This is a genomic window from Microbacterium sp. RU1D (genome assembly GCF_900156435.1).
In the GTDB taxonomy this organism is placed as follows: domain Bacteria; phylum Actinomycetota; class Actinomycetes; order Actinomycetales; family Microbacteriaceae; genus Microbacterium.
The window spans coordinates 761,121-782,987 of sequence record NZ_FTPQ01000001.1 but is presented as its reverse complement, the minus strand read 5'-3'; the positions used below and the strand labels follow the sequence as shown (position 1 = coordinate 782,987).

At 70.5% G+C, this 21,867-nt stretch carries 19 protein-coding genes; 8 read left to right on the top strand and 11 right to left on the bottom strand.

The features are described from left to right. Positions 1 to 20: 20 nt before the first annotated feature. Positions 21 to 1,025 (bottom strand): L-idonate 5-dehydrogenase, encoded by a 1,005-nt coding sequence (locus B0B15_RS03555; RefSeq protein WP_076673337.1) that lies wholly within the window; start codon positions 1,023 to 1,025, stop codon positions 21 to 23. An 82-nt stretch (positions 1,026 to 1,107) separates the two neighbouring features. Beyond that, entirely contained in the window at positions 1,108 to 2,625 is a 1,518-nt protein-coding gene (locus B0B15_RS03550; RefSeq protein WP_076673335.1) for a mannitol dehydrogenase family protein, read from the bottom strand. Positions 2,626 to 2,713: 88 nt separating this feature from the next. On the opposite strand from B0B15_RS03550, the gene B0B15_RS03545 reads away from it, so the two are divergent. The 3 genes from B0B15_RS03545 to B0B15_RS16160 all read left to right on the top strand — a co-directional run bounded on the left by B0B15_RS03545 (position 2,714) and on the right by B0B15_RS16160 (position 5,197). Next, positions 2,714 to 3,676 (top strand): LacI family DNA-binding transcriptional regulator, encoded by a 963-nt coding sequence (locus B0B15_RS03545; RefSeq protein ID WP_076673333.1) that lies wholly within the window; start codon positions 2,714 to 2,716, stop codon positions 3,674 to 3,676. Positions 3,677 to 3,812: 136 nt separating this feature from the next. Further along, positions 3,813 to 4,616 (top strand): alpha/beta fold hydrolase, encoded by an 804-nt coding sequence (locus tag B0B15_RS16165; protein WP_076673331.1) that lies wholly within the window; start codon positions 3,813 to 3,815, stop codon positions 4,614 to 4,616. After that, positions 4,613 to 5,197 (top strand): class I SAM-dependent methyltransferase, encoded by a 585-nt coding sequence (locus B0B15_RS16160; protein WP_076673330.1) that lies wholly within the window; start codon positions 4,613 to 4,615, stop codon positions 5,195 to 5,197. The genes B0B15_RS16165 and B0B15_RS16160 overlap by 4 nt, the downstream gene beginning before the upstream one ends. 106 nt (positions 5,198 to 5,303) lie before the next feature. Here the strand turns inward: B0B15_RS16160 and B0B15_RS03530 are convergent, their stop codons facing one another. The 3 genes from B0B15_RS03530 to B0B15_RS03520 form a co-directional block, all read right to left on the bottom strand. Further along, positions 5,304 to 6,881, bottom strand: a complete 1,578-nt coding sequence (locus B0B15_RS03530) for a DHA2 family efflux MFS transporter permease subunit (protein ID WP_076673328.1) — start codon at positions 6,879 to 6,881, stop codon at positions 5,304 to 5,306. Next, positions 6,878 to 7,498, bottom strand: coding sequence for a PadR family transcriptional regulator (locus B0B15_RS03525; RefSeq protein WP_076673326.1), 621 nt, complete (start codon positions 7,496 to 7,498; stop codon positions 6,878 to 6,880). Before B0B15_RS03525 ends, B0B15_RS03530 begins: the two co-directional genes overlap by 4 nt. 262 nt (positions 7,499 to 7,760) lie before the next feature. Next, positions 7,761 to 9,515 carry a BCCT family transporter gene (locus B0B15_RS03520; protein WP_076673325.1) on the bottom strand — a complete coding sequence of 585 codons (1,755 nt, stop codon included), beginning with the start codon at positions 9,513 to 9,515 and terminating at the stop codon, positions 7,761 to 7,763. A 111-nt stretch (positions 9,516 to 9,626) separates the two neighbouring features. Between B0B15_RS03520 and B0B15_RS03515 the strand changes: the two genes are divergently transcribed. From B0B15_RS03515 to nhaA, 3 genes are all read left to right on the top strand, one after another. After that, positions 9,627 to 10,559 (top strand): phosphoribosylaminoimidazolesuccinocarboxamide synthase, encoded by a 933-nt coding sequence (locus B0B15_RS03515; protein ID WP_076673323.1) that lies wholly within the window; start codon positions 9,627 to 9,629, stop codon positions 10,557 to 10,559. 177 nt (positions 10,560 to 10,736) lie between these two features. Further along, positions 10,737 to 12,074 (top strand): uracil-xanthine permease family protein, encoded by a 1,338-nt coding sequence (locus B0B15_RS03510; RefSeq protein ID WP_076673322.1) that lies wholly within the window; start codon positions 10,737 to 10,739, stop codon positions 12,072 to 12,074. Between the two features lie 257 nt (positions 12,075 to 12,331). Next, positions 12,332 to 13,663, top strand: coding sequence for a Na+/H+ antiporter NhaA (gene nhaA, locus B0B15_RS03505; RefSeq protein WP_076673320.1), 1,332 nt, complete (start codon positions 12,332 to 12,334; stop codon positions 13,661 to 13,663). A 12-nt stretch (positions 13,664 to 13,675) separates the two neighbouring features. Here the strand turns inward: nhaA and B0B15_RS03500 are convergent, their stop codons facing one another. Further along, positions 13,676 to 14,272 carry a hypothetical protein gene (locus B0B15_RS03500; RefSeq protein ID WP_176776555.1) on the bottom strand — a complete coding sequence of 199 codons (597 nt, stop codon included), beginning with the start codon at positions 14,270 to 14,272 and terminating at the stop codon, positions 13,676 to 13,678. A gap of 129 nt (positions 14,273 to 14,401) precedes the next feature. Here B0B15_RS03500 and B0B15_RS03495 point away from each other — a divergent pair, with 129 nt between their 5' ends. Together B0B15_RS03495 and B0B15_RS03490 are read left to right on the top strand one after the other, a co-directional pair. After that, entirely contained in the window at positions 14,402 to 14,914 is a 513-nt protein-coding gene (locus B0B15_RS03495) for a VOC family protein (protein ID WP_076673317.1), read from the top strand. Next, entirely contained in the window at positions 14,907 to 15,698 is a 792-nt protein-coding gene (locus B0B15_RS03490; RefSeq protein WP_076673315.1) for a MerR family transcriptional regulator, read from the top strand. The genes B0B15_RS03495 and B0B15_RS03490 overlap by 8 nt, the downstream gene beginning before the upstream one ends. Here B0B15_RS03490 and B0B15_RS03485 read toward each other — a convergent pair whose 3' ends face one another. The 5 genes from B0B15_RS03485 to B0B15_RS03465 form a co-directional block, all read right to left on the bottom strand. Beyond that, positions 15,699 to 16,712 carry a LacI family DNA-binding transcriptional regulator gene (locus tag B0B15_RS03485; protein ID WP_076673313.1) on the bottom strand — a complete coding sequence of 338 codons (1,014 nt, stop codon included), beginning with the start codon at positions 16,710 to 16,712 and terminating at the stop codon, positions 15,699 to 15,701. It abuts the gene before it with no gap. 34 nt (positions 16,713 to 16,746) lie between these two features. Next, positions 16,747 to 18,201, bottom strand: a complete 1,455-nt coding sequence (locus tag B0B15_RS03480) for a glycoside hydrolase family 1 protein (protein WP_076673312.1) — start codon at positions 18,199 to 18,201, stop codon at positions 16,747 to 16,749. A gap of 29 nt (positions 18,202 to 18,230) precedes the next feature. After that, positions 18,231 to 19,136: a carbohydrate ABC transporter permease gene (locus B0B15_RS03475; RefSeq protein ID WP_076673310.1), complete on the bottom strand. Its 906-nt coding sequence runs from the start codon at positions 19,134 to 19,136 to the stop codon at positions 18,231 to 18,233. Next, the gene (locus B0B15_RS03470; protein ID WP_076673309.1) at positions 19,133 to 20,224 is read right to left on the bottom strand and encodes a carbohydrate ABC transporter permease; all 1,092 of its coding nucleotides are present in this window, start codon (positions 20,222 to 20,224) and stop codon (positions 19,133 to 19,135) included. Before B0B15_RS03470 ends, B0B15_RS03475 begins: the two co-directional genes overlap by 4 nt. Positions 20,225 to 20,320: 96 nt before the next feature. Continuing rightward, positions 20,321 to 21,595: an ABC transporter substrate-binding protein gene (locus B0B15_RS03465; RefSeq protein WP_076673307.1), complete on the bottom strand. Its 1,275-nt coding sequence runs from the start codon at positions 21,593 to 21,595 to the stop codon at positions 20,321 to 20,323. Between the last annotated feature and the right edge of the window lie 272 nt (positions 21,596 to 21,867).

Sequence of the window (21,867 nt, the reverse complement as noted above, 5' to 3'; positions counted from 1 at the left end):
ATGATGTTCGGTGAAGCGGATCAGAGGGAAAGCAGGACCTTGGCGGATGCCGAGGAGTCGCGCGCGGTGGCGAAAGCGGTCACCGCGTCAGCGGCCGGGATGACATGCGAGACGACCGTGTCGAGGGCGTCGGTGGAGACGAGCAGGGCGATCGCGTCGTCGATCTCGGTCGAGAAGCGGAAGGCGCCGCGCAGCGTCAGCTCCTTGGCCAGCATCGGGGCGAGGTTCACGCCGATCTCCGCGTCGGGGAGCATGCCGACCTGCACGACCGTGCCGGCACGGCGGGCCGCGCGGACAGCCTGGGTCAGCGCGACGCCGACTCCCGAGCACTCGAAGACGACGTCGAACGACGCCGGGTCGATCGCGTCGGTGCCCACGAGGAACGTCTCGGTCGCCCCCAGCGCGCGCGCCCGATCGAGGGGCTCGGGCCGGACGTCGCTGGCGCCCACGACGGCGGCACCCGCGTGCACGGCCGCGGCGACGACGAGCAGACCGATGGGGCCGGCGCCGATGACGAGGGCGCGCTTCCCGGTCAGGTCGCCCGCGAGGCCCGCGGCGTGGATCGCGACGGCGAGGGGCTCGGCGAGCGCCGCTCGTTCGAGCGAGAGCCCCTCGGGGAGCACGCGGATCATGTGCTCCTCGACGATGAGCAGCTCGGCCGCCCCGCCCTGGCGGTGCGGGAAGCCGGCCGCGCTGCCGAGGTAGTCGCCTCCCGCGCGCAGGTGCGGGCGGTCCTCGAGGCCGGCGACCTCCGGCCCGAACCGTGCGGGGTGCACGGTGACCGGGGTCCCCGGCGCCAGGCGGCCCGAGGGGTCGAGGTCGACCTCGGCGGCGAGCTCATGTCCCGGCGTCAGGGGCTCGCGCACGGCGTACTCACCGTTCTTCCCGTGGAAGAAGTAGTGCAGGTCCGACCCGCAGATGCCGACGTAGCGCACGCGCAGGCGTACCTCGCCCTCGCCCGGCTGGGGCGTCGGGCGGTCTTCCCAGCGGATGTCTTCCGCGCCGTGGATCGCGAGGAGTTTCATCGCGTCTCTTTCCTGTCGTCTTGCGCTTCGGGAGCGCCGGGTGGGGCGCTCCGTGAACGCCATGTGGGCCGGGGGATGGGGCTCACGTCGAGGGATGCGCCAGGCTGCCGGCCGCCGCGAGGCTGTCGGAGATCGCGCTCTCGACACCGCGCTGCACGATGGTGTCGACGAGGTCGCCGACCCGCTCGACGAATGCGGTGCGGTGAGCGACCTCGTCCCCGAACAGCCGCAGGTCGACGACGGCGCGGTGCGCGAGGTCCCGCCCGCCGCGCGTCGGAACCGCCGTCAGCCGCTCTCTCGCGGGGTCGGTCATCGCTCCGGCGTGCGGCCCGGGGTCGAACCCGGCCGGCGGAGCGATGCAGGCGAGGTAGGCGGCCACGGTCAGCGCGATGAGGTGCGGGAATTCGCCGCGGTCGAGAGCGTGGGCGATCGGGCCCGGGATGCGCTGGCCGAGTTTGACCGATCCGTCGGACCCCACCTGGCTCGTGCGGTGCCCCAGCGCGCTGTTGCCCCACCGGGCGAAGAGCTCCCGCTCGTACTGCTCGATGTCGACACCGACGGGAGCGGTGACCGAGGGCTCGTATTCGCCGCGCAGGACGGCCGCCGCCGCGGCTTCGACGTCGGCCAGGGCGATGGCATCCGGGATCGTCGGGACACCCCGCAGAGCGCCGAGGTAGGCGATGAGGGAGTGCGTGCCGTTGAGCAGGCGCACCTTGAGTTGCTCGTACGCGCCGACCTCGTCGGTGAACACCGCACCCCCGGCCTCCCACGCGGGGCGGCCGCCGGCGAAGCGGTCCTCGATGGCCCACATCGTGAAGGGCTCGGCCGGCACGGGGACGTCGTCGCGCACGCCGAGGAGCCCGGCCACACGATCCGCCAGTTCGGGGGTGGTCGAGGGGACGATGCGGTCGACCATGCTCGAGGGGAAGGTCACGGCGCGGTCGAGGTAGGACAGGACGTCGGCACCCTCGGCATCCGGAAGCTCCTGGAGGAACTCGCGGACGAGCTTCTCGGTGTGCGATCCGTTCGAAAGCAGGTTGTCGCAGCTCAGGATCGAGACGGGAGCGCCGCCGGCAGCGGCGCGCGCCTGCAGGCCCCGAGCGAGCTGGCCGATGGTCGAGGTCGGCGCGCCGCCGCGCAGGTCGGCCCGCACGCGCGGATCGGTCACGTCGAGGTGCTGCGACGCCGACGAGAAGCTGTACCCGTTCTCCGTCACCGTGAGGGTCACGACGCGGATCCCGGGATCGGCGAGGTCGGCGACGACGCGGGCCGGGTCGTCGGCGGCGACGTACGAGTCGGTGTGGACGCCGGGGATGGCGAGCGTCGTGCCGTCGGGCGAGACCGTGGCGACGGCGTAGAGGTGGTCCTGCGCGTGCAGCGCGTCGACGACACGACGCGAGCGGGATGCCACGCCGATGATCCCCCACTCCCCGCCGTCGGCACGCAGCGCGGCCGCCGTGTACACCGCCTGGTGCGCGCGGTGGAAGCTGCCGAGACCGAGGTGCAGGATGCCCGCGGCGCCCGGGACCGGGGGGAGGGCGACCGAGGAGTCGCGACGCAGGCGCGCGGTCGGTGCAGAGGGATCATCGATGATCGACATACAAGCAGTGTGATGTGTTTGTACAAAGTTGTCAACTGATTACACGACGGTATGCGCGAAGATGGGACGACAGCACGAAGGAGCACGGATGGCGGCGACCCTCACCGACGTGGCCCGGCACGCCGGGGTCTCGATCGCCACAGCGTCGCGCGCGTTCGGTGAGCCCGACCGCCTGGCCCCGGCGACGCTCGAGCGCGTGCGCGCCGCCGCCAGCGAACTCGGTTACGCCGCCGCGCAGGTCGCGACCGGCGCGCGCACGATCGCGGTCCTCGTCCCGGATGCCGCGAACCCGGTCTATGCGACCCTCCTCAAGGCCATCCAGGGGCAGGCGTGGCACGGCCGCCACCGGATCGTGCTCTACGACGCCGACGAAGACCTCCGACGCGAGCGTGAGTCGATCGAACTCGCCGGGAAGGCCGACGGGCTCGTTCTGTGTTCCCCGCGCCTCCCCGAGGCGGACGTGCTCGCGCTGATCGGGGACACCCCGCATGTCGTGATCAACCGGCTCATCCCCGGAGCCGTCTGCGTGATCATGGACGCCGAGCGCGGCCCGAGTCAGGCGGTCGAGCACCTCGCCGCCCTCGGCCACGCGCACCTCGCGTACGCCTCCGGCCCGTACGGCTCGTGGGCCGACGACCAGCGCGCGCAGACCGTCGCGCGCGCGTGCGAGCGCTTCGGCATCCGCCTCACCCGCCTGAGCAATCACGCCGCTTCCATTCAAGGCGGCCGCGCGAGCGCCGCCGCCGCCATCGCCAGCGGCGCCACCGCCGTGATCGCCTACAACGACCTCGTCGCGCTCGGTCTGGAGGCGGGTATGGGCGAACTCGGCCGGTCATGCCCCGACGACGTGAGCATCGTCGGGATCGACGACATCGAGCTCGCCGGCGCCGTCACCCCGAGCCTGACCACGGTCCGGATGCCGATCGCACGATCGGGCGCCCTCGCCGTGGAACTGCTGCTGCAGTCGATGGCCGGCACCGCGCCGGAGGAGACCGCGGTGCTCTCGTCCGAGTTGATCGTCCGCGGGTCGACCGCGCCGCCGCGCGGCTGACGGCGAGGCGATACCCGCCTCCAGCGTCCTCACCCCGTCGCGGCTTTCGCCCGCGCGGGCACCCCGGCGCGCACTCCAGCTCCGACGAGTGAGGGCCGCGCAGGACGGACACGAATCGACGTCGTAGCCTCGAAGAGTGATCGCTCTCGAGACCGGCACCGGTCGTCCCCTGATCGCCCTTCACGGGTTCGGCGTCGACCACCGCATCATGCTCCCCCTCGAGCAGATGACGAGCGGCATGCCGTGGCGACGGATCTACATCGACCTGCCGTGGACCCACCTCGCCGCCGCGACCACGACGGTATCCAGCGCTCGCGAGGTCGCCGCCGGCGTCCTGGCCGAGATCGACGCGCACCTTCAAGGCGAGTCCTTCGCCGTCATCGGCAACTCCTTCGGCGGAATGCTCGCTCGTTTCGTCGCCCACGAGCGCCGCGAGCGCGTTGTCGGCGTCGCGACGCTCGCCGGCGTGGTCGAAGCCGATCATGTCTCGAGGACGGTGCCGCCGCGGACCGTCCTGGTCAGCGACCCCGCCGCCTTGGAACGAGCCGGCGCGGACCGAGACGCTTTCACCGAGCAGAGCGTGCTTCAAAATGTCGCGTCGCTCGACTCGTTCCGCCGCTTCGTCCTCCCCGGGCTGCGCGGTGCCGACGACGCCGTCATGGAACGGATCGCGAAGGATTACGCGCTCGACGACCTGCCAGAGCGCACCCACCCGGAACCGTTCGCTGCGCCTGCGCTGCACCTCTTCGGCCGCCAGGACCACGTCGTCGGATACGAGGACGGTCTCTCCCTGCGTGCACATTACCCGCGCGGCAGCTTCGTCGTGGTGGACGGCGCCGGCCACAACGTGCACCTCGAACGCCCCGAGCTGACGCGGGCGGCCGTCCGCGACTGGCTGGATCGCATGGATGCCGAGACCGCGGCGCCACCCGCCCCGTGAACGCCTACGACGCCCGCGCCGACGAATACATCGCGGCGCTCGGATCGATGGATGCCGTGCACCCGGTCGACCGCGCGATCGTCAACGCGTGGGCCACGGGACTCACGGGCCCGGTGCTCGACGCGGGCTGCGGCCCCGGCCACTGGACGGAGCATCTGGCCGATCTCGGCCTCGACGTGCGCGGGGTCGACCTCGCGCCACGGTTCGTGGAGCATGCGCGAGCGGCGCATCCCGGCATCCGGTTCGACGTCGGCTCGATCGATCGGCTGGACGCCGTCGACGACTCCTTCGGCGGCATCCTGTCGTGGTTCTCGACGATCCACCACGCGCCTGAGGCGATCTCGGCGCCGCTGAACGAATTCGCGCGCGTGACCCGCCCCGGCGGCGCGGTGCTGCTCGGCTTCTTCGTCGGGCCCGCGATCGAGCCGTTCGACCACGCCGTCGTGCGCGCGTACCGCTGGCCCGCGTCGGAGCTGGCTCGTCGAGTGGACGCCGCCGGCTTCGACGTGATCGAGACGCACACGCGTGAGTCGGCGGGCGAGCGGGCGGTCGGGGCACTCATCGCGCAGCATCGAGGATGACCCCGCCCGGGCCGACGTGGTCGCCGAGCCTCGCGGTTCACGAGCTCCCACCCGGAACAACGGACGCCGCCACCCGCGCGGGGTGACGGCGTCCGGGGTTCAGGTCCTACTCCCCCGCGGCGGCGGGAGCGGCCTGGGCGGTCTGCTGCGCGGTGGCCGCATCGCGCGGCGCGCCATGCGGGCGGATCATCGACGGCCGGCGCATGAACAGCACCGCGACGAGCCCGACGGCGATTACAACGATCGGCAGCAGCAGCGACTGGCCCATCGCCTGCGAGAACCCGCCGACCACCTGCTCCGGGAGCGGTCCGGATCCGAAGCTGGCCCCGGCATCCGCTGCCCCCGGCAGGTTCGCCTCGAGGCGCGCCTGCATGAAGGCGGCGATGGATGCCGAGCCGATCACGGAACCGACGGTGCGGGTGGTGTTGTAGATGCCCGCGCCGGCGCCCGCCTGACGCGGCGGGAGGTTGCGCGTGGCGGTGGTGGCCAGCGGGCCCCACATTCCGGCGTTGCCGATGCCCATGAACGCCGCGGGGATGAGGAACGTCCAGATGGGGGCGTCGTTCAGGATGAGCGCGGTGTATAGACCCAGCGAACCGCCGACGAGCAGCAGGCCCGGCACGAGCAGGAAGCGCGGATCGGTACGGTCGAGCAGCTTGCCCGCGAAGGGCGCGAGCACGCCCGACAGGATCGCGAGCGGGATGAGCAGCAGCGCGGATTCGGTGGGAGTGAGGCCCCGGGCCAACTGGAGGTAGAACATCTGGGGCAGCGCCATGCTCGTCACGGTGAAGCCGACGGCGGCGATGGCCAGGTTGGCGATCGAGAAGTTGCGATCCTTGAAGAGGTCGAGGGGTACGAGCGGTTCGCCCGTGCTGCGCGCCTGCGTCCACACGAACACCGCCATGACGGCGACGCCGGCGATGACCATGCCCCAGATCCAGGCCGCCCACGAGAAGTGCTCGCCCTCCTGCAGACCGAACACGATGAGGAAGAGGCCGACGGCGCTGAGGACGACCCCGAGGATGTCGAACTTGTGCGCGGTGCGCGGCAGCTGCGGGACCAGCACCACAGCGGCGATGAAGCCGATGACACCGACGGGGATGTTGATGAAGAAGATCCACTCCCAGCCGAGGCCGTCGACGAGCAGGCCTCCCGCGAGGGGACCGACCAGCGTCGCCACGCCGGCGGTGGCGCCCCACAGGCCCATCGCCGCGCCACGGTTCTGCGGCGGGAAGGTGCGGGTGATGACGGCCATCGTCTGCGGCGTCATCAGCGCGGCGCCGAGGCCCTGCACGGCGCGGGCGACGATCAACACCTCGAGCGTCGGCGCGAGACCGCACGCGAGCGAGGCGAGGGTGAAGATCGCGAGGCCCGTGAGGTAGATGTTCTTCGGGCCGAAGCGGTCGCCGAGGCGACCGGTGATCAGCAGCGGCACCGCGTAGGTGAGCAGGTACGCGCTCGTCACCCACACGACGTTGTCGAGGTTGTTGGTGTTCGGGTCGAGCGCCGCCTTGATGGCGGGGTTCGCCACCGAGACGATCGTCGTGTCGACCAGGATCATGAAGAAGCCGATGACGAGGGCCCAGAGGGCCGGCCACGGGCTCTTCGCCGGGGTCGTGAACGACCCGGTCCGGGTGGACCCGGTCGAGGGGGATGCCGCGGATGCGGCGGGGGAATCGGTCATGGGGTGGTCTCCTTCGAGACGCGTGATTTCGTCAAGTGTTCCGGGATTTCGCCGGGCCCCCAGGCGAGGGAGCCGTCGGCGAGGCGCGCACGCAGGGCGTCCTGCCACGCGAGTTCGGCGTCGAGGAGGGCGGCCTGCCGCTGCACCTCGACCATGAATTGGACGGGGACGTCGCGACGGGCGGCCTCGTCCAGACCGGCGCGGTGCTCGTGCGCCGAGGCGACGAGCAGGGCACGGCGTCGATCGAGCAGAGCGACCACGTCGTCGCGCTCGAGATTGTGCGCTTCGGCGAGCGCGACCCGGAAGTCGGTCGGGCGCTCGATCTGCGGCAGTTCGGTGCGCACCCACTCCTCGACCGCGAGGCGGCCGGCGTCGAGCAGCGTGTAGGTGGTGCGTTCGGGACGGTTGCCGTCGCGGTCGACGCCGACTTCGGCGAGCAGACCGTCGCGCTCGAGACGCGCGACCGTGTGGTAGATCGTGCCCTTCTGCAGCGGCACGAGGCGGTCGTCCTTGCGGTCGCGCAGCAGTCGCACGAGCTCGTAGGTGTGCATGTCCCCCTCGCGGAGGGTGGCGAGGATCATGACCGCGACAGGAGTGAGGCGCGCGCTCTCCGGCATCCCTTTCCCCCTTCGCATTGAGTGGTCCGTTTCGACTAGTCCACGTGGACTATACGCCCCGCGTGGACGAGACGCGAACCCGCGCGGATGAACATCGAGTGTCCAGAACACGCCGCCCCGCAGCGCCGGGATCGGCATGTCGTGGACAGTCAACGCTCGGTGGATGCCACGGGCGGCGGGCTTGCGCCCACGACACCGGGCGGTCACGACGAAGACGCCGCCCCGGCGGACCGGAACGGCGTCTTCGTGCGGGAGATACGGCTCAGGTCGACGAGGGAGAACCGGTCACCGCCTCGGCGGAATCCTTCGCCTCAGCGGCGGCGTCCGCCTGCGCGGCGACCGCCCGGCGGTGGCGCCAGCGCGCGGGGATTCCGAAGATGCCGCGCTGGTTGGGCTCCTCGACCTCGAGGCCGTAATGCTCGCCGATCGCGTCGCGCAGCTGGGCTCGTTCGGCCTTGTCGTAGGCCTTCATCTCTCGGCGGAAGGCCACGACGGTCGCCCAGCAGATCGCGAGCAGCACGATGCTGAAGGGCAGCGCGATGCTGATCGCCGCGGTCTGCAGGGCGGTGAGGCCACCCGCGATGAGGAGGGCGAAAGCGATGACGGCGGTGGCGAGCGCGAAGAACACACGCACCCAGTTCTTCGGCGACTCCTCGCCGCCCGTGGCGATCATGCTCATGACGAGCGCGCCGGAGTCGGCGGAGGTCACGAAGAACACGGCGATGAGGATGAGGAAGCCGACGATCAGCACGGCGGAGCCCGGAACGCCCTCGAGCATCTGGAACAGCGCCGTCGACACGTCGACCGACCCGTCCGCGCCCGTGTACGAGGCCGTGCCGGTCAGCTCGCCGTAGATCGCGGTGCCGCCGAGGACCGTGAACCACAGGATGCCGACGAGGGTGGGCACCAGGATCACGCCGACGACGAACTCGCGCACGGTGCGGCCGCGCGAGATGCGCGCGATGAAGATCCCGACGAAGGGGGCCCACGAGATCCACCAGCCCCAGTAGAAGGCCGTCCACGCGCCCTGCCAGGCCACGCCGTCGTCACCCGCGTACGCGCTGACGGTGAAGGACAGTCCGACGAAGCTTTGGATGTAGTTGCCGATCGACTGCACGACGTCGCGCAGCAGGAACTCGGTGGGGCCGACGAAGAGCAGGAAGAGCATCAGCACCCCGGCGAGCACCAGGTTGATGTTCGAGAGCCACTTCATCCCCTTGCCGACGCCGGAGAGCAGCGAGAACAGGACGAACCCGGTGATGATGCCGATGATGACGGCCTGGCTGATGATGCTGGGCGGCACGACCCCGAGGAAGTCGAGACCGGCGCTGATCTGGATGACGCCGAGACCGAGCGAGGTCGCGACGCCGAACAGGGTCCCGACGAGGGCCGCGACGTCGATCGCGTTGCCCCACCCACCCTGCACGAGGCGGGCACCGAGGATCGGCTCGAGCGCCCACCGGATGGTGCGGGGGCGCTTGCGACGGTGGAAGGCGTAGGCCAGGGCGAGGCCCAGCACGACGTAGATCGACCACGCGTGAACACCCCAGTGCAGGAAGGTCTGCGACATGGCCTGCTGCGCGAGTTCCGCGGGCGTGCCGGTGACGCCGGGCCGGGGCGAGACGAAGTGGCTGAGCGGCTCGCTCACGCCGTAGAAGACGAGGCCGATTCCCATGCCCGCGGCGAAGAGGAGCGCGAACCACGACATGGTCGAGAACTCGGGCTCGTCGTCATCCTGTCCGAGCTTGATGCTGCCGAAGCGACTGAAGCCCATCGCGAGGGCGAAGACGACGAAGAACGCCGCGATCAGCACGTAGTACCAGTTGAAGGTCGACACGATGGTCGTCTGCACGGTGTCGAAGGTGGCCTCGGCAGCGGCGGGGAAGAAGAGCGCGAAAGCAATGAACGCGATCGCGATCGCAGCGGCGGGCCAGAACACCCAGCCGCGAATGGTCGTGTGCCGGCTGCCCGCGTGAGGATCGATGGCTACCGCGGGTCCGGAGGGGTCATCGGTCATTCCATCGAGGGTAGCGAGCGCCCCCTCGCCGTCCGGGGGGCAGGCGTCGCGAGCGGCGTTGTGCGACAATTCGCGCGGGTGCGCCTCCCGCGTACCCGCAATAATGAGCGGGTGACCTCCGCCTCCCCCCTCGAGCTCGCCGGCTGGCGCCACGTCTACTCCGGCAAGGTGCGCGATCTCTACGTGCCCGCCGAGACGGTTGCCGACACCGCCCCCGCGCACCTCCTCGTGGTCGCGAGTGACCGCGTGAGCGCGTTCGATCACGTGCTCGAACCCGGCATCCCCGACAAGGGCGTGCTGCTGACGACGCTGAGCCTGTGGTGGTTCGACCAGCTCGCCGGGGCCGACGGCGGCTCGTCCCTTCCCAACCACCTCGTGGCCGATCACGCCCTCGACGGCGACGACGCGGTCAGCCTCATCCCGGCTGCCGTGCAGGGTCGGGCGATGCTCGTGCGCTCGCTCGACATGCAGCCGATCGAGTGCGTCGTGCGCGGCTACCTCACCGGCTCGGGCTGGGCGGAGTACCGCGCGGAGGGCACGGTGTGCGGAATCCCCCTCCCTCAAGGGCTGAACGACGGCGACCGTCTGCCGGAACCGCTCTACACGCCGGCGTGGAAAGCGCCGATGGGAGAGCACGACGAGAACATCACGTTCGAGCGCTCGGTCGAGCTGGTGGGCGCCGAGACCGCGGCCGCGCTGCGCGATGCGTCGCTGGAGATCTACCGCCGCGCCGCGGCGACCGCCGAAACCCACGGGCTGATCCTGGCCGACACGAAGTTCGAATTCGGCTACGACGCCGACGGCGTTCTCACCCTGGCCGACGAGGTGCTGACCTCCGACTCGTCGCGGTACTGGGATGCCGAGGCCTGGCGCCGCGGTACGACCCCCGCGGAGCGCATGGCGAGCTTCGACAAGCAGATCGTCCGCGACTGGCTGTCGGCCAACTGGGACAAGCAGGGCGAGCCCCCCGCCCTCCCCGCCGACATCGTCGAGCGCACCCGCGAGCGCTATGCGACGCTGCTGCGCCTGCTCACGGCATCCTGAATCGCCCTCCGGTCCCCCGCTGCTCCTCGGCCGCCCGTCGGTCTCGCCCCACCGCTGCCGCCCGCTCGACCACCGAGATGACCCGCTTCCCTCCAGACGACCCGCCGTTTCCCGCAGCGGCGCGTGGTCTCCGGGAACGCGTGTGATTTCGGCATCCACCCCCTCACAAGGAGACATATGTTCCGCTGGAAGCTGCACGGCGACGGCCGCACCGTCGCACCCGGAGCCGTCGTCGCCCCGGGCGAACGCCTGAACTGGGGCGCGACGATCGCGATCGGCCTCCAGCACGTCATCGCGATGTTCGGCGCGACTTTCCTCGTGCCCGTGCTCACCGGTTTCCCGGTGTCGACGACGCTGCTGTTCTCGGGCGTGGGCACGCTGCTGTTCCTGCTCGTGACGAAGAACCGCCTCCCCAGCTACCTCGGGTCGTCGTTCGCCTTCATCGCGCCGATCACCGCCGCCACCACCACCGCCGGCACGGGTTCCGCCCTCGCGGGCATCGTCGCGGTCGGTGTGCTGCTCGCGGCGATCGGCTTCGTCGTGCAGTTCGTCGGCCTCGGGTGGGTCGACAAGGTCATGCCGCCCGTCGTCGCGGGCGCGATCGTCGCGCTGATCGGCTTCAACCTCGCCCCCGTCGCGTGGTCGAACTTCCAGGTGCAGCCCCTCCCCGGCACGATCACGCTCGTCGCGGTGATCCTCTTCAGCGTGCTGTTCCGCGGCTTCCTCGGCCGCATCTCGATCTTCCTCGGCGTGATCGTGGGTTACGTCGCGACGGTGATCATCCAGCTGACGACCGGCGAGACCCTCATCGACTTCTCCGTCGTCGAGCAGGCGCCCTGGGTGGGCCTGCCGACGTTCGAGATCGCCGACTTCGCCTCTCCCGCGACCTGGTCGGTGATCGCGATGTTCCTCCCCGTCGTCCTGGTGCTGGTCGCCGAGAACGTCGGACACGTGCGCGGGGTCGCGGCGATGACGGATGCCACCGCCAACCGCTCCACCGGGCGCGCCCTCATCGCCGACGGTGTCGCCACGACGCTCGCGGGAACGTTCGGCGGCTCGGGCACGACGACCTACGGCGAGAACATCGGCGTGATGGCCGCCACGCGCGTGTACTCGACGGCCGTGTACTGGGTCGCCGGTCTCACCGCCATCGTGCTCAGCCTCTCGCCCAAGGTCGGCGCGGTGTTCAACACCATCCCGCCGGGCGTCCTCGGCGGTGTCACCACGGCGCTTTACGGCCTGATCGGCATCATCGGCATCAAGATCTGGGTCGACAACCGCGTCGACTTCTCGCGTCCGGTCAACCAGTACACGGGGGCCGTGGCACTGGTGCTCGCCATCGCCGGGTTCACGATGCAGTGGGGCGACTTCCAGCTCGGCGCGATCGTGCTCGGCTCGGTCGCCGCCCTCGTCATCTACCACCTCGGCAACGCGATCGCCCGCGCCCGCAAGACCGGCGCCGACGACGGCGGCCCGATCCCCGCGGTCGGCCCGCTGGGCGGCGACCCGTCCTGACGCGCGGCCCCGCGGCACCGGCCCCGCCCCACACCGCGTCCGCGCGGCGCGCGTGCCGCAGGATGACGCCGAGGTGACCCGCGATTCGCGCCGAACGCGGGTCATCTCGGCACACGCACGTCATGTCGAGGGCCGTCGGTCCACCCCGGACCGTCGGCCATCCCGGCACCACCCAGGCGGCCTCCGGTAAACTGGGAAACGGCGTGTCGGGAAGTCTGGTCGACGATCCATCGATCGACCCCGGAAGGGACCACCCCATGACCGAGACCCACACGCGCGCGCCGGGCTGGCCGGGCTACCGCGAAGTCCACCGCGTCACCACGCTGCTGCGCCGCGAGTCCGTCGGCGGGATGCTGCTGGTGGTCGCCGCGATCATCGCGATCATCTGGGCGAACTCCCCCGCCGCCGATGCGTACTTCGCGCTGCGCGACTTCCGCTTCGGCTACGAGCCGTGGCACCTCGAACTCAGCGTGGGGTCGTGGGCCGCCGACGGCCTGCTCGCCGTCTTCTTCTTCATGGTCGGCCTCGAGCTCAAGCGCGAGATCGTCTCGGGCAGTCTCCGTCGCTTCGGCACCGCCATCGTGCCCGTGACGGCGGCCTTCGCGGGCGTCGCCGTGCCCGCCCTCATCTACGTCGCGATCGTGCACACGCAGCCGAGCCTGCTCGCCGGGTGGGCCATCCCCACGGCCACCGACATCGCATTCGCCGTCGCCGTGCTCGCCCTCGTCGGCTCCCACCTGCCGGGACCGCTGCGCATCTTCCTGCTGACCCTCGCGGTCGTCGACGACCTCATCGCGATCGCCATCATCGCGATCTTCTACACGACCGACATCGCGCTGGTCCCCCTGGCCGTCTTCGCGGTGCTCGTCATCGTCTACGGCGTCATCGCCCGCCGCGCTCGCGCCTGGTTCTCGCGCCACGCGTGGGGTGCATGGGTCGTGCTGCTGCCGATCGGCTTCGCCGCGTGGGCGTTCCTGCACGCCTCGGGCGTTCACGCCACGATCGCCGGTGTCGCCCTCGCCTTCACCATCCCGGTAGCGGCCTCGCGCCGCCGGCCCGAGCACCACGGCATGGACCTCGCCGAGCAGTTCGAGCACCGCTTCCGCCCGCTCTCCAGCGGCATCGCCGTGCCGATCTTCGCGTTCTTCGCCGCGGGCGTCGCGGTGGGCGGCGGCGAGGGCATCGTCCGCGCACTCCTGGACCCCGTGACGATCGGCGTCGTGGCCGGCCTCGTGCTGGGCAAGCCCGTCGGCATCCTGCTCGGCGTGCGCCTGCTCACACTCGTCACCAAGGTGCGCCTCGACCCGGCCCTGAAGTGGATCGACATCGCGGGTGTGGGACTGCTCGCGGGCATCGGCTTCACCGTCTCGTTGCTGATCGCGGAGCTCAGCTTCCCCGCCGGCTCCCCGCACACCGACGACGCGAAGATCGCCATCATGGCGGCCTCGCTGCTGGCATCCGTCCTCGCCTCGGCCGTCCTGCTCGTGCGCAACCGCCGCTACAAGCAGCTCGCCCTCGCCGAGGACGTGGATGCCGACGGCGACGACGTGCCCGACGTGTACCAGCAGCCGGAGTCGCCGCGGCGTTGAGGCGTCCCGACGTCAGCCGAAGATCTGCGACGAGATCTCCGACAGCCACGCGCGGGCGTCGATGTTGACCGTCTCGAGGGAGATCCACACGCCGTCGCGCGCGACCACGACGTCTTCGGTCTCCGCCGTGCCGCCGACCGCCACGCAGTACTGGGCGCCGAAGTCCTCCGCCGCCTGGCACTGGTATCCCTGAGCGGGAAGTCCGTCGACGCCGGCGGCGACCTCTGCGGCGGCCGCGGTGCTGACGGTGAGCAGCACCCCGGCCGACTCCTCCTGGATCAAGTTGCACGACAGCTCGGTCGTCGCGTTCGCGGGCGCCGGCCGCACGAATCCGTCGGCGTGCTGAGCCGTGAGACCGCCCACCGTCTGCTGCCGCGTCGCCGCCGTACCGAGGTCGTCACAGGATGCCGGGATCACGGCCGGGTCAGCGGTCGCGGTCGCGGGCGTCGACGGCGCGGGAGCCGTCGGCGCGGCGCTCGGCGCCGTCGCCGACGGCGAGCCGACCGAAGCGGTCGGAGTCGGCGCGGGGTCCTCCGGGACGCACCCCGCCAACAGGGCCACAGCCCCGACCAGCAGCGCGCCCGTGACGGCGGCGGATGCACGATTCATGATGAGACACCCTCTGCTGAACGGTGATGTCCCCGCACCGTCCGCTCTCTGCGCTCACCATAGCGGCGATCCCGCGCCGGCTCGCCCTGCATTTGACCCTCACGCCGCGTGAGGGCCGACGCTGGGGTCATGGACGAGAACTTCCCTGCCTTCGACATCAGCCCCGTCCCCCCGCCCGGACCGGAGGCGGTCGCGCCTCCGTTGTACCGCGGCCTCTACGGCATGCCCATGTTCGTCACCCTGCCGACCGCCGATCTGACGGCATCCGTCGACTTCTGGACCCGAGGCCTCGGGTTCTTCGAACTGTTCGGCATCCCCGGGCAGATGGTGCATCTGCGGCGGTGGGCGTTCCAGGACGTCCTGCTCGTCAGCGGAGAGGTGATCGCGACCACGCCGCCCGCGAGCGTCAGCTTCGCGTGCGTCCTCGACGAGATCGACACCGTGGGCTCGTCGCTTCGCGCGCTCGGCGCCGCCCCGGAGGTGCGCGACACTCCGTGGAACACCCGGGACGTCGAGGTCGTCACGCCCGAGAACGCGCGGGTCCTGTTCACCGCCGCCAAGGTGTTCGACCCGGCGACCCCCGAGGGGCGAAACCTCCGGTCGGTCGGAATCGGACGCGACGACAATGGGTCCCATGGGTGAGCACGGGATGCCGGTGGGCGAGACGGCCGCTCGACTCGGCCTGACGGTGCGCACGCTCCACCATTGGGACGAGATCGGTCTCGCACACCCGGCCGGGCGCTCGAGCGCCGGCTACCGGCTGTACACGGACGACGACCTCGAGCGCCTCCGTCGCATCGTGGTCTACCGGGAGCTCGGGCTCGACCTCGACGCCATCCGCGCGGTGCTCGACGAACCGGGTGGAGACGTGGCCGCACAGCTCCGCGTCCAGCGTGCGCAGCTCGCTCAGCGCATCACGCAGCTGCAGCAGCTCGACGAGGACCTCGGCCGCATGATCGCGGCGCAGGAGCACGGCATCCTGCTCTCCGAAGAGGAGCAGGGCGCCACCTTCGGGCCGGGCTGGGACACGAATTGGCCCGCCGACGCACGAGCTGCCTACGGCGCCTCGCGCCAATGGCAGCAGTTCGCGGAGCGTTCGGTATCCCGTTCCGCCGACGACTGGGCGGCGGTGACCCAGGCGGTCTCCGCGTTCGACGAGGAGCTCGGCGCCGCCCTCGACGACGGCGTGGCACCCGGCGATGCGGCGGCCGAGGCGCTCGTCGACCGACACCGCGAGGTGTTCTCGCAGTACTTCCCCGTCACCCGGCAGATGCAGGTGCACCTGGGCCGGATGTACGCCGCCGACCCGCGCTTCGCCGCGCACTACGACGCCATCCGCCCCGGACTCGCGGCGTGGCTGCGCGACGCGATCGAGGCGAGTGCCCGCGCGCACGGCATCGACCCCGACACCGCGCGGTGGGAGTGATCAGGCGGAGCCGCGCTCGATGACCTCGGTGGGCAGGATCGTCGCGTGGGCGGCCGGCCGCCCGGCGAGGATGTCCAGGAGGACGGATGCCATGTACCGCCCCTGCGTGAGCGAGGGCTGGCGCACGGTCGTCAGGGCCGGGCTGAGAGCCGTCGACACCGCGGAGTCGTCGAAGCCCATCACGGCGATGTCGCGGCCCGGCTCCAGACCCTTCTCGCGCAGCACCGTGTAGGCGCCGCGCGCCATGAGGTCGCTGGCCACGAAGACCGCCTCGGGGCGCTCCCCCGCCGCGAGGACGCGGGTCATCGCCAGAGCCCCGCCCATCTCGGTGAAGTCGCCGTTCTCCACCGCCAGGGGGGCGAGCCCCGCCTCGGCCATCGCGTCGCGGAAGCCCTGGAGGCGGTCGATGCCGGCGGGCATGTCGGTCGGTCCGGAGATCGTCGCGATGCGGCGGTGCCCGCGCGCGAGCAGGTAGGCGGTGGCGACCCGACCGCCCTCGACGTTGTCGACGTCGACGTAGTAGTCGTCGGCGCGCACGCGCGCGGGCCGGCCGCCGTAGACGACGGGCACGACGTCGGCGACGCGGTCGAGGAAGGTGTCGCTGGTGTGGTGCGAGGCCACGATGGCGCCGTCGACGCTTCCCCCGCGGAGGTAGCCGAGCGCTTTCGCACTGGCGTCGTCGCTGGCGATCAGCATGTTCATGATGTAGTCGCTCTCGCCGATCACCTCGCCGATACCGGCGACGATCGAGGCGAAGAACGGGTCGCCGAAGAAGCGGTCCGTCTGCTCGGGGATGACCAGCGCGATCGCCCGCGTCTGACGACTGGCGAGCGAGCGCGCCGCGCGATTGGGAACGTATTGCAGTTCGTCGATCGCGCGGCGCACGGCCTCGAGTGCGGAAGGGGAGACGGCCGTCGAACCGTTGACGACGCGGGACACCGTCGAGCGGGAGACACCGGCTCGCGCCGCGACCTCTTCGATCGTGGCGGTACCGCGAACGGGTGCGATCTCCATTGCACTGCCTCCTGGCGACCCCGGCGGGCGAGCTCTAGACCGCGGGGACCACGGCCAGCGCGCGCTCGGCGATGATGCGAGCGTACTGCCGGCCCGAGTCCTTCAGGACACGCTCCTGGGTCTGGTAATCGACGTGCACGATGCCGAAGCGCTTGGCGTAGCCCCAGGCCCACTCGAAGTTGTCCATGAGCGACCAGTAAAAGTAGCCGCGCACGTCGACGCCCTGCTCGACGGCGTCGAGGACGGCACCCAGATGCGCCTCGACGAAGGCGGCGCGTTCGGTGTCGTGGACGTGGGTCTCGCCGCCCTCGACGGTCACCTCGTCGTCGTACGCCGCGCCGTTCTCGGTGACGTACAGCGCCGCGCCGGCCGCGGACGAGTACTCCTCGCTCACCCGCGCCAGCAGCCGCGTCAGCCCCTCGGGCTGCACCTCCCAGCCCATGTTGGTGCGCGGGAGACCCCGGTCGTGCCAGTAGAGCTTCTCGTGCGCCGGGAACGGCACGCCGATCGGACGCGTCGTGGGCGCGTCGCCCGCGGGCGGGTCGACCTCGGGCGGCGTGCCGCCGACGAACTCGCCGTGATAGTAGTTCACGCCGAGCGAGTCGATCGGGGTGGAGATGACGTCGAGGTCGCCCGGCCGGACGGCCTCCTGCCAGCGCGCGACGGCCTCGGCGTCGGTGTCGCGGAAGTCCCTGATGATGTCGGCGGGGTAGGTCCCACGGAAGATCGGGTCGAGGAACCACCGGTTGAACTGCCCGTCCACGCGCCGCGCGGCGTCGAGGTCCGCAGGGTCGGCCGGGTTCACGGCATCCGCCACCGTGAGATTGAGCGTGATGCCGAGGTTGAGGGCCGAGTCGCGCGCCCGCAGCTCGCGCACGGTCTGACCGTGGCCGAGCAGCAGATGGTGGGCCGCGAGCATGCCCTCGGCCTGCGAGTAGTGCCCCGGGGCGTGGATCCCGGCGGTGTAGCTGAGGAACGACGAGCACCACGGCTCGTTCAGCGTGGTCCACACGTCGACGCGGTCGCCGAGCGCGTCGTGCATGTCGAGCGCGTACTCGGTGAAGCGGTCGCTCGTCTCGCGCACGGTCCAGCCGCCGCGGTCCTGCAGGGCCTGCGGGAGGTCCCAGTGGTACAGGGTCAGCCACGGCAGGATGCCGGCATCCAGCAGTTCATCGACGAGGCGCTTGTAGAAGTCCACGCCCTTCGCGTTGAGCGCGCCGCCGTCGGGACGCACGCGCGACCACGAGGTGGAGAAGCGGTACGTCTGCAGGCCGAGCTGCTTCATGATCTGCACGTCACCGGCGTAGCGGTGGTAGTGATCGCACGCGACATCGCCGTTGTCGGCGTTGATCACGGCGTCGGGCACGCGGCTGAAGGCGTCCCAGATCGAGGCGGTGCGGCCGTCCTCGAAGGCGGCGCCCTCGATCTGGTATGCGGCGGTCGCGGCGCCGAAGAGGAAGCCCTCGGGAAAGGCTCGGGTGTCGGACATGGTTCGGGTTCCTTCCGTGGGCGCGAGGGTCATCCCTTGACCGCCCCTTGCATGATGCCACTGACCAGCTGCTTGCCCGCGAAGACGAACAGCAGCAGCAGCGGGATCGTCGACAGCAGCACGCCAGCGAGGACGATCGAGTAGTCGACGAAGTAGTTGGACTGCAGCAGCGACAGCGCCACCGGCAGGGTCGGGTTCTGCCGGTCGAGCACGATGAACGGCCAGAAGAAGTTGTTCCACGCGCTCACGAAGGTGAACAGCCCGAGCATCGCCGCGGCCGGACGCGCGGCCGGAACGCCCACGGTGAGGAAGGTGCGGAACGAGCTCGCCCCGTCGACGCGAGCCGCCTCGATCAGCTCGTCGGGAACCGCCTGGCGCAGGTACTGCGTCATCCAGAACACCCCGAACGCGCTCGTGAGCGCGGGGATGATGATGGCACCGAGCTGCCCGGTCCAGCCGAGCTCGCTGAACAGGATGTACAGCGGGACCACGCCCAGCTGCATCGGCACCGCCATCGTCCCGACGACGAACACGAGCAGCCACGGACCGCCGCGGAAGCGCAGCTTCGCGAACGCCCATCCCGCGAGCGTGGAGAAGAAGACGACGGATGCCGCGATCAGTCCGGAGCTGATGATCGAGTTCAGCAGCGCGGGCCAGAAGTTCACCGCCGGGTCGCCGATGACGGAGGCGGCGTTGGCGAAGAAGTTCCCGCCGGGGATCCACGAGCGGTTCGCGTCGCGGATCGTGGACGAGTCGCCCGAGCCGATCAGCAGCGACCAGTAGAAGGGGAAGACACTGGCCAGCAGTACGGCGCCGAGACTGGCGTAGACGATCCAGCCGGGACGCGAGCCGCGCACCGGGCGCGGGCGACGGCGCGGCGGCGACGGGATGTCGCGGTCCGCGAGGGGCACGGGGGCGGCGTTGACGGCGGTCATCGACGCGTCTCCTCTCCGCGGAGGCCGCCCGAGGCGGCATCCATCGTCAATCGTTGTCTCGCGGCCCGCGCTTGCGCACGACGCTCGCGGCGGCTGCGGGGGTCGCGGGTGCCGTCGTCGCGCACGAGGGAGCGCGTGACGACCATGTTGATCGCCCCGATGGCGAGGATGATCAGGAACAGGATCCAGGCGAGGGCGGCAGCGCGGCCGAAGTTCCACTCGCCCCACCCGACGTTGTAGAGCCACAGGGTGACGGTGAGCCACTGGTTGTCGGCTCCGCCCGTACCGTACTGGTCGTACATGCGCGGCTCGTCGAAGATCTGCAAGCCCCCGATCGTGGCGGTGATGATGACGAAGATCAGCGTGGGCTTGAGGCTCGGCAGCGTGATGGAGAAGAACTGGCGGATCTTGCCGGCGCCGTCCACCGTCGCCGCCTCGTAGTATTCGCGCGGGATCGCCTGCATCGCGGCGAGCAGGATGAGGGTGTTGTACCCGGTCCAGCGGAAGTTGACCATGGTCGCGATGGCGATGTGACTCGCGAACGCGTCTGAGTGCCAGGGCACGGCGGGCAGGCCGAGGTTCTGCAGCGTGGTGTTCACGACGCCGTACTGGTCGCCGAACATGTTGCTGAAGATGAGGGCCACGGCCACGGGGGCCATGACGTAGGGGATGAGCACGCTCATGCGCCAGAACGTCTTGGCGCGGATGTTCTGGTCGAGCATCGCGGCGATGAAGACGGCGATGATCAGCTGGGGGACGCTGGAGAGCAGGAAGATGCTGAAGGTGTTGCGCAGCGCGATCCAGAACTTGGGCTGCGAGAGCACCCACGCGTACTGGTCGAAGCCGATGAACTCGCCGGAATTGCGGACGAGGTCCCAATCCATGAACGAGATGACCGCCGTGTACGCGATGGGGAAGAGACCCGTGATCGCGAACAGGATGAAGAACGGCGAGATGTAGAGGTAGGGCGAGAGCTTCAGGTCCCACGCGCTGCGGCGGCTCCGGCCGAAGCCGAGGCGCCGGGGTGTGCGCTCCCCCGCGGACGGCGTCGCCGTCGGGGCGGGCCGCCGCTCGAGTGTGCTTGTCACGTGCTTTCTCCTTTTCCGATCGCGTGAGGTGCCGGAAACTGTCGCTTCGCGGGGTCGCGAAGCGACGTTTCTCGGCACCTCACGCGGGGAGGGACCTCAGGACAGGGCGTCGACCTCGGTCGCCCACTGCTTCCACGACTCGGCGGCGCTCTGCGTGCCGTCCTCGACGCGGGTCAGGGCCTTCTGCATCGCGTCGTTGATCTGGAAGTAGAACTGGCCCTTGTAGGGGGAGACCTTCACGGCCTGGGCGCGCTCGGAGAGCATCTCGCCGACGGGGGCGTTGTTGAAGTACGCGTTGACACTGCCGGTGAGGGCGTCGGCCTCGAGCGCTTCGGTCTGGCTCGGGAAGGTTCCCGCGTTCTCGAACGCCTTGACCTGCGTCTCGGGGTCGGTCAGCCAGTCGGCGAGCTCCTGTGCCGCCTCGACGTTCTCACCGTTGCCGGGGACGGTCAGGTACGACCCGCCCCAGTTGCCGGCACCGCCGGGGAAGACGTTCGCGATGTCCCAGCCCGTGACCTCGGGGGCGTTGCCCTCGATGACGCCGAGCATCCAGCCCGGGCACAGCATCGTGGCGAACGCGCCGTTTGACAGGCCCGCGAACCAGTCGTCGGACCACTGGCCGAGGTGCGCGGACTGCGTCGCGCTGGCGGCGAGCACCTGGTCGTAGATCTTCTTGACGTCGGGGTTGCTCGTCGCGGTGATCGAGCCGTCGTCCGGGTTCTCGTACGCGGCCTCGACCTGGTTGATCGCGCCCTGGTACGTGCCGCCGGCGGAGTCGAAGAAGGCCTTGCCGGTCGCCGCGACGTACTTGTCACCCGCTGTGAAGTAGGTCGACCAGTCGCCCTCGAGCATCTTGGCGACCTCGGCGCGATCGGTGGGCAGGCCCGCTGCGGCGAACAGGTCGGAGCGGTAGCAGACGCCCTCGGGGCCGATGTCGGTGCCGTAGCCGACGAGCTTGCCGTCGGAGCTGGTCGCCGCCTCGACCTTGTAGTCGAGCCAGCGGCTCTTGAGGTCGTCGGGCACGGGGGCCAGCAGGTCGGCGTACTCCATGACCTCGGGCAGCCAGTCGACCTCGATCGCCTCGATGTCGGCGAGACCGGTCTTGCCGAGCTTCTGGAAGTAGTTCTCGCGGGCCTCGTTGCTGGTGGCGGCCTTGTTGTGCACGATCTTCACGTTCGGGTGCGCATCCATGTACTCCTGCAGGAGCGCATCGGTGTAGCCGAAGTCGTTGAAGGTCGCGATGGTGAGGGTCACCTCGCCGTCTCCGCCCGAGGCGGAGCCCCCGGCGCCGGAGCAACCGGCGAGGACGAGGGCGGAGGTGGATGCGACCGCGGCGACGAGCGCGGTCCGGCGCAGGACATGGGTGTTCACTGATCACTCCTTTGTGGTGGGTGCTGACCGGCGCGACGAACGACTCTCCGTACGGTGCGTGGGAGCGCTCTCAACCGATCGGGACGACAGTATGGGATCGCTCCCACGAGGTCAAGAGATCGCTCCCATTCCGTTACCCGGTCGAGATCCGCCCGCACCTTCTCGATAAACGCTCGGTGCACTCGGAAACGCTCTCGGAACGCGTTTTTCCGTGCTGCAGGCGTTTATCGGGGTGGTGGTGCGGCGCGCCCCACCGGCGCCGGCCCCCCGCA

Coding starts and splice junctions, on each gene's coding strand:
- B0B15_RS03550 (WP_076673335.1), bottom strand. CDS start 2,625: ATGTCGATCATCGATGATCCCTCTGCACCGACCGCGCGCCTGCGTCGC.
- B0B15_RS03520 (WP_076673325.1), bottom strand. CDS start 9,515: ATGACCGATGACCCCTCCGGACCCGCGGTAGCCATCGATCCTCACGCG.
- B0B15_RS03545 (WP_076673333.1), top strand. CDS start 2,714: ATGGCGGCGACCCTCACCGACGTGGCCCGGCACGCCGGGGTCTCGATC.
- B0B15_RS03530 (WP_076673328.1), bottom strand. CDS start 6,881: ATGACCGATTCCCCCGCCGCATCCGCGGCATCCCCCTCGACCGGGTCC.
- nhaA (WP_076673320.1), top strand. CDS start 12,332: ATGACCGAGACCCACACGCGCGCGCCGGGCTGGCCGGGCTACCGCGAA.
- B0B15_RS03525 (WP_076673326.1), bottom strand. CDS start 7,498: ATGCCGGAGAGCGCGCGCCTCACTCCTGTCGCGGTCATGATCCTCGCC.
- B0B15_RS03495 (WP_076673317.1), top strand. CDS start 14,402: ATGGACGAGAACTTCCCTGCCTTCGACATCAGCCCCGTCCCCCCGCCC.
- B0B15_RS03485 (WP_076673313.1), bottom strand. CDS start 16,712: ATGGAGATCGCACCCGTTCGCGGTACCGCCACGATCGAAGAGGTCGCG.
- B0B15_RS03510 (WP_076673322.1), top strand. CDS start 10,737: ATGTTCCGCTGGAAGCTGCACGGCGACGGCCGCACCGTCGCACCCGGA.
- B0B15_RS03555 (WP_076673337.1), bottom strand. CDS start 1,025: ATGAAACTCCTCGCGATCCACGGCGCGGAAGACATCCGCTGGGAAGAC.
- B0B15_RS03500 (WP_176776555.1), bottom strand. CDS start 14,272: ATGAATCGTGCATCCGCCGCCGTCACGGGCGCGCTGCTGGTCGGGGCT.
- B0B15_RS03475 (WP_076673310.1), bottom strand. CDS start 19,136: ATGACCGCCGTCAACGCCGCCCCCGTGCCCCTCGCGGACCGCGACATC.
- B0B15_RS03480 (WP_076673312.1), bottom strand. CDS start 18,201: ATGTCCGACACCCGAGCCTTTCCCGAGGGCTTCCTCTTCGGCGCCGCG.
- B0B15_RS03490 (WP_076673315.1), top strand. CDS start 14,907: ATGGGTGAGCACGGGATGCCGGTGGGCGAGACGGCCGCTCGACTCGGC.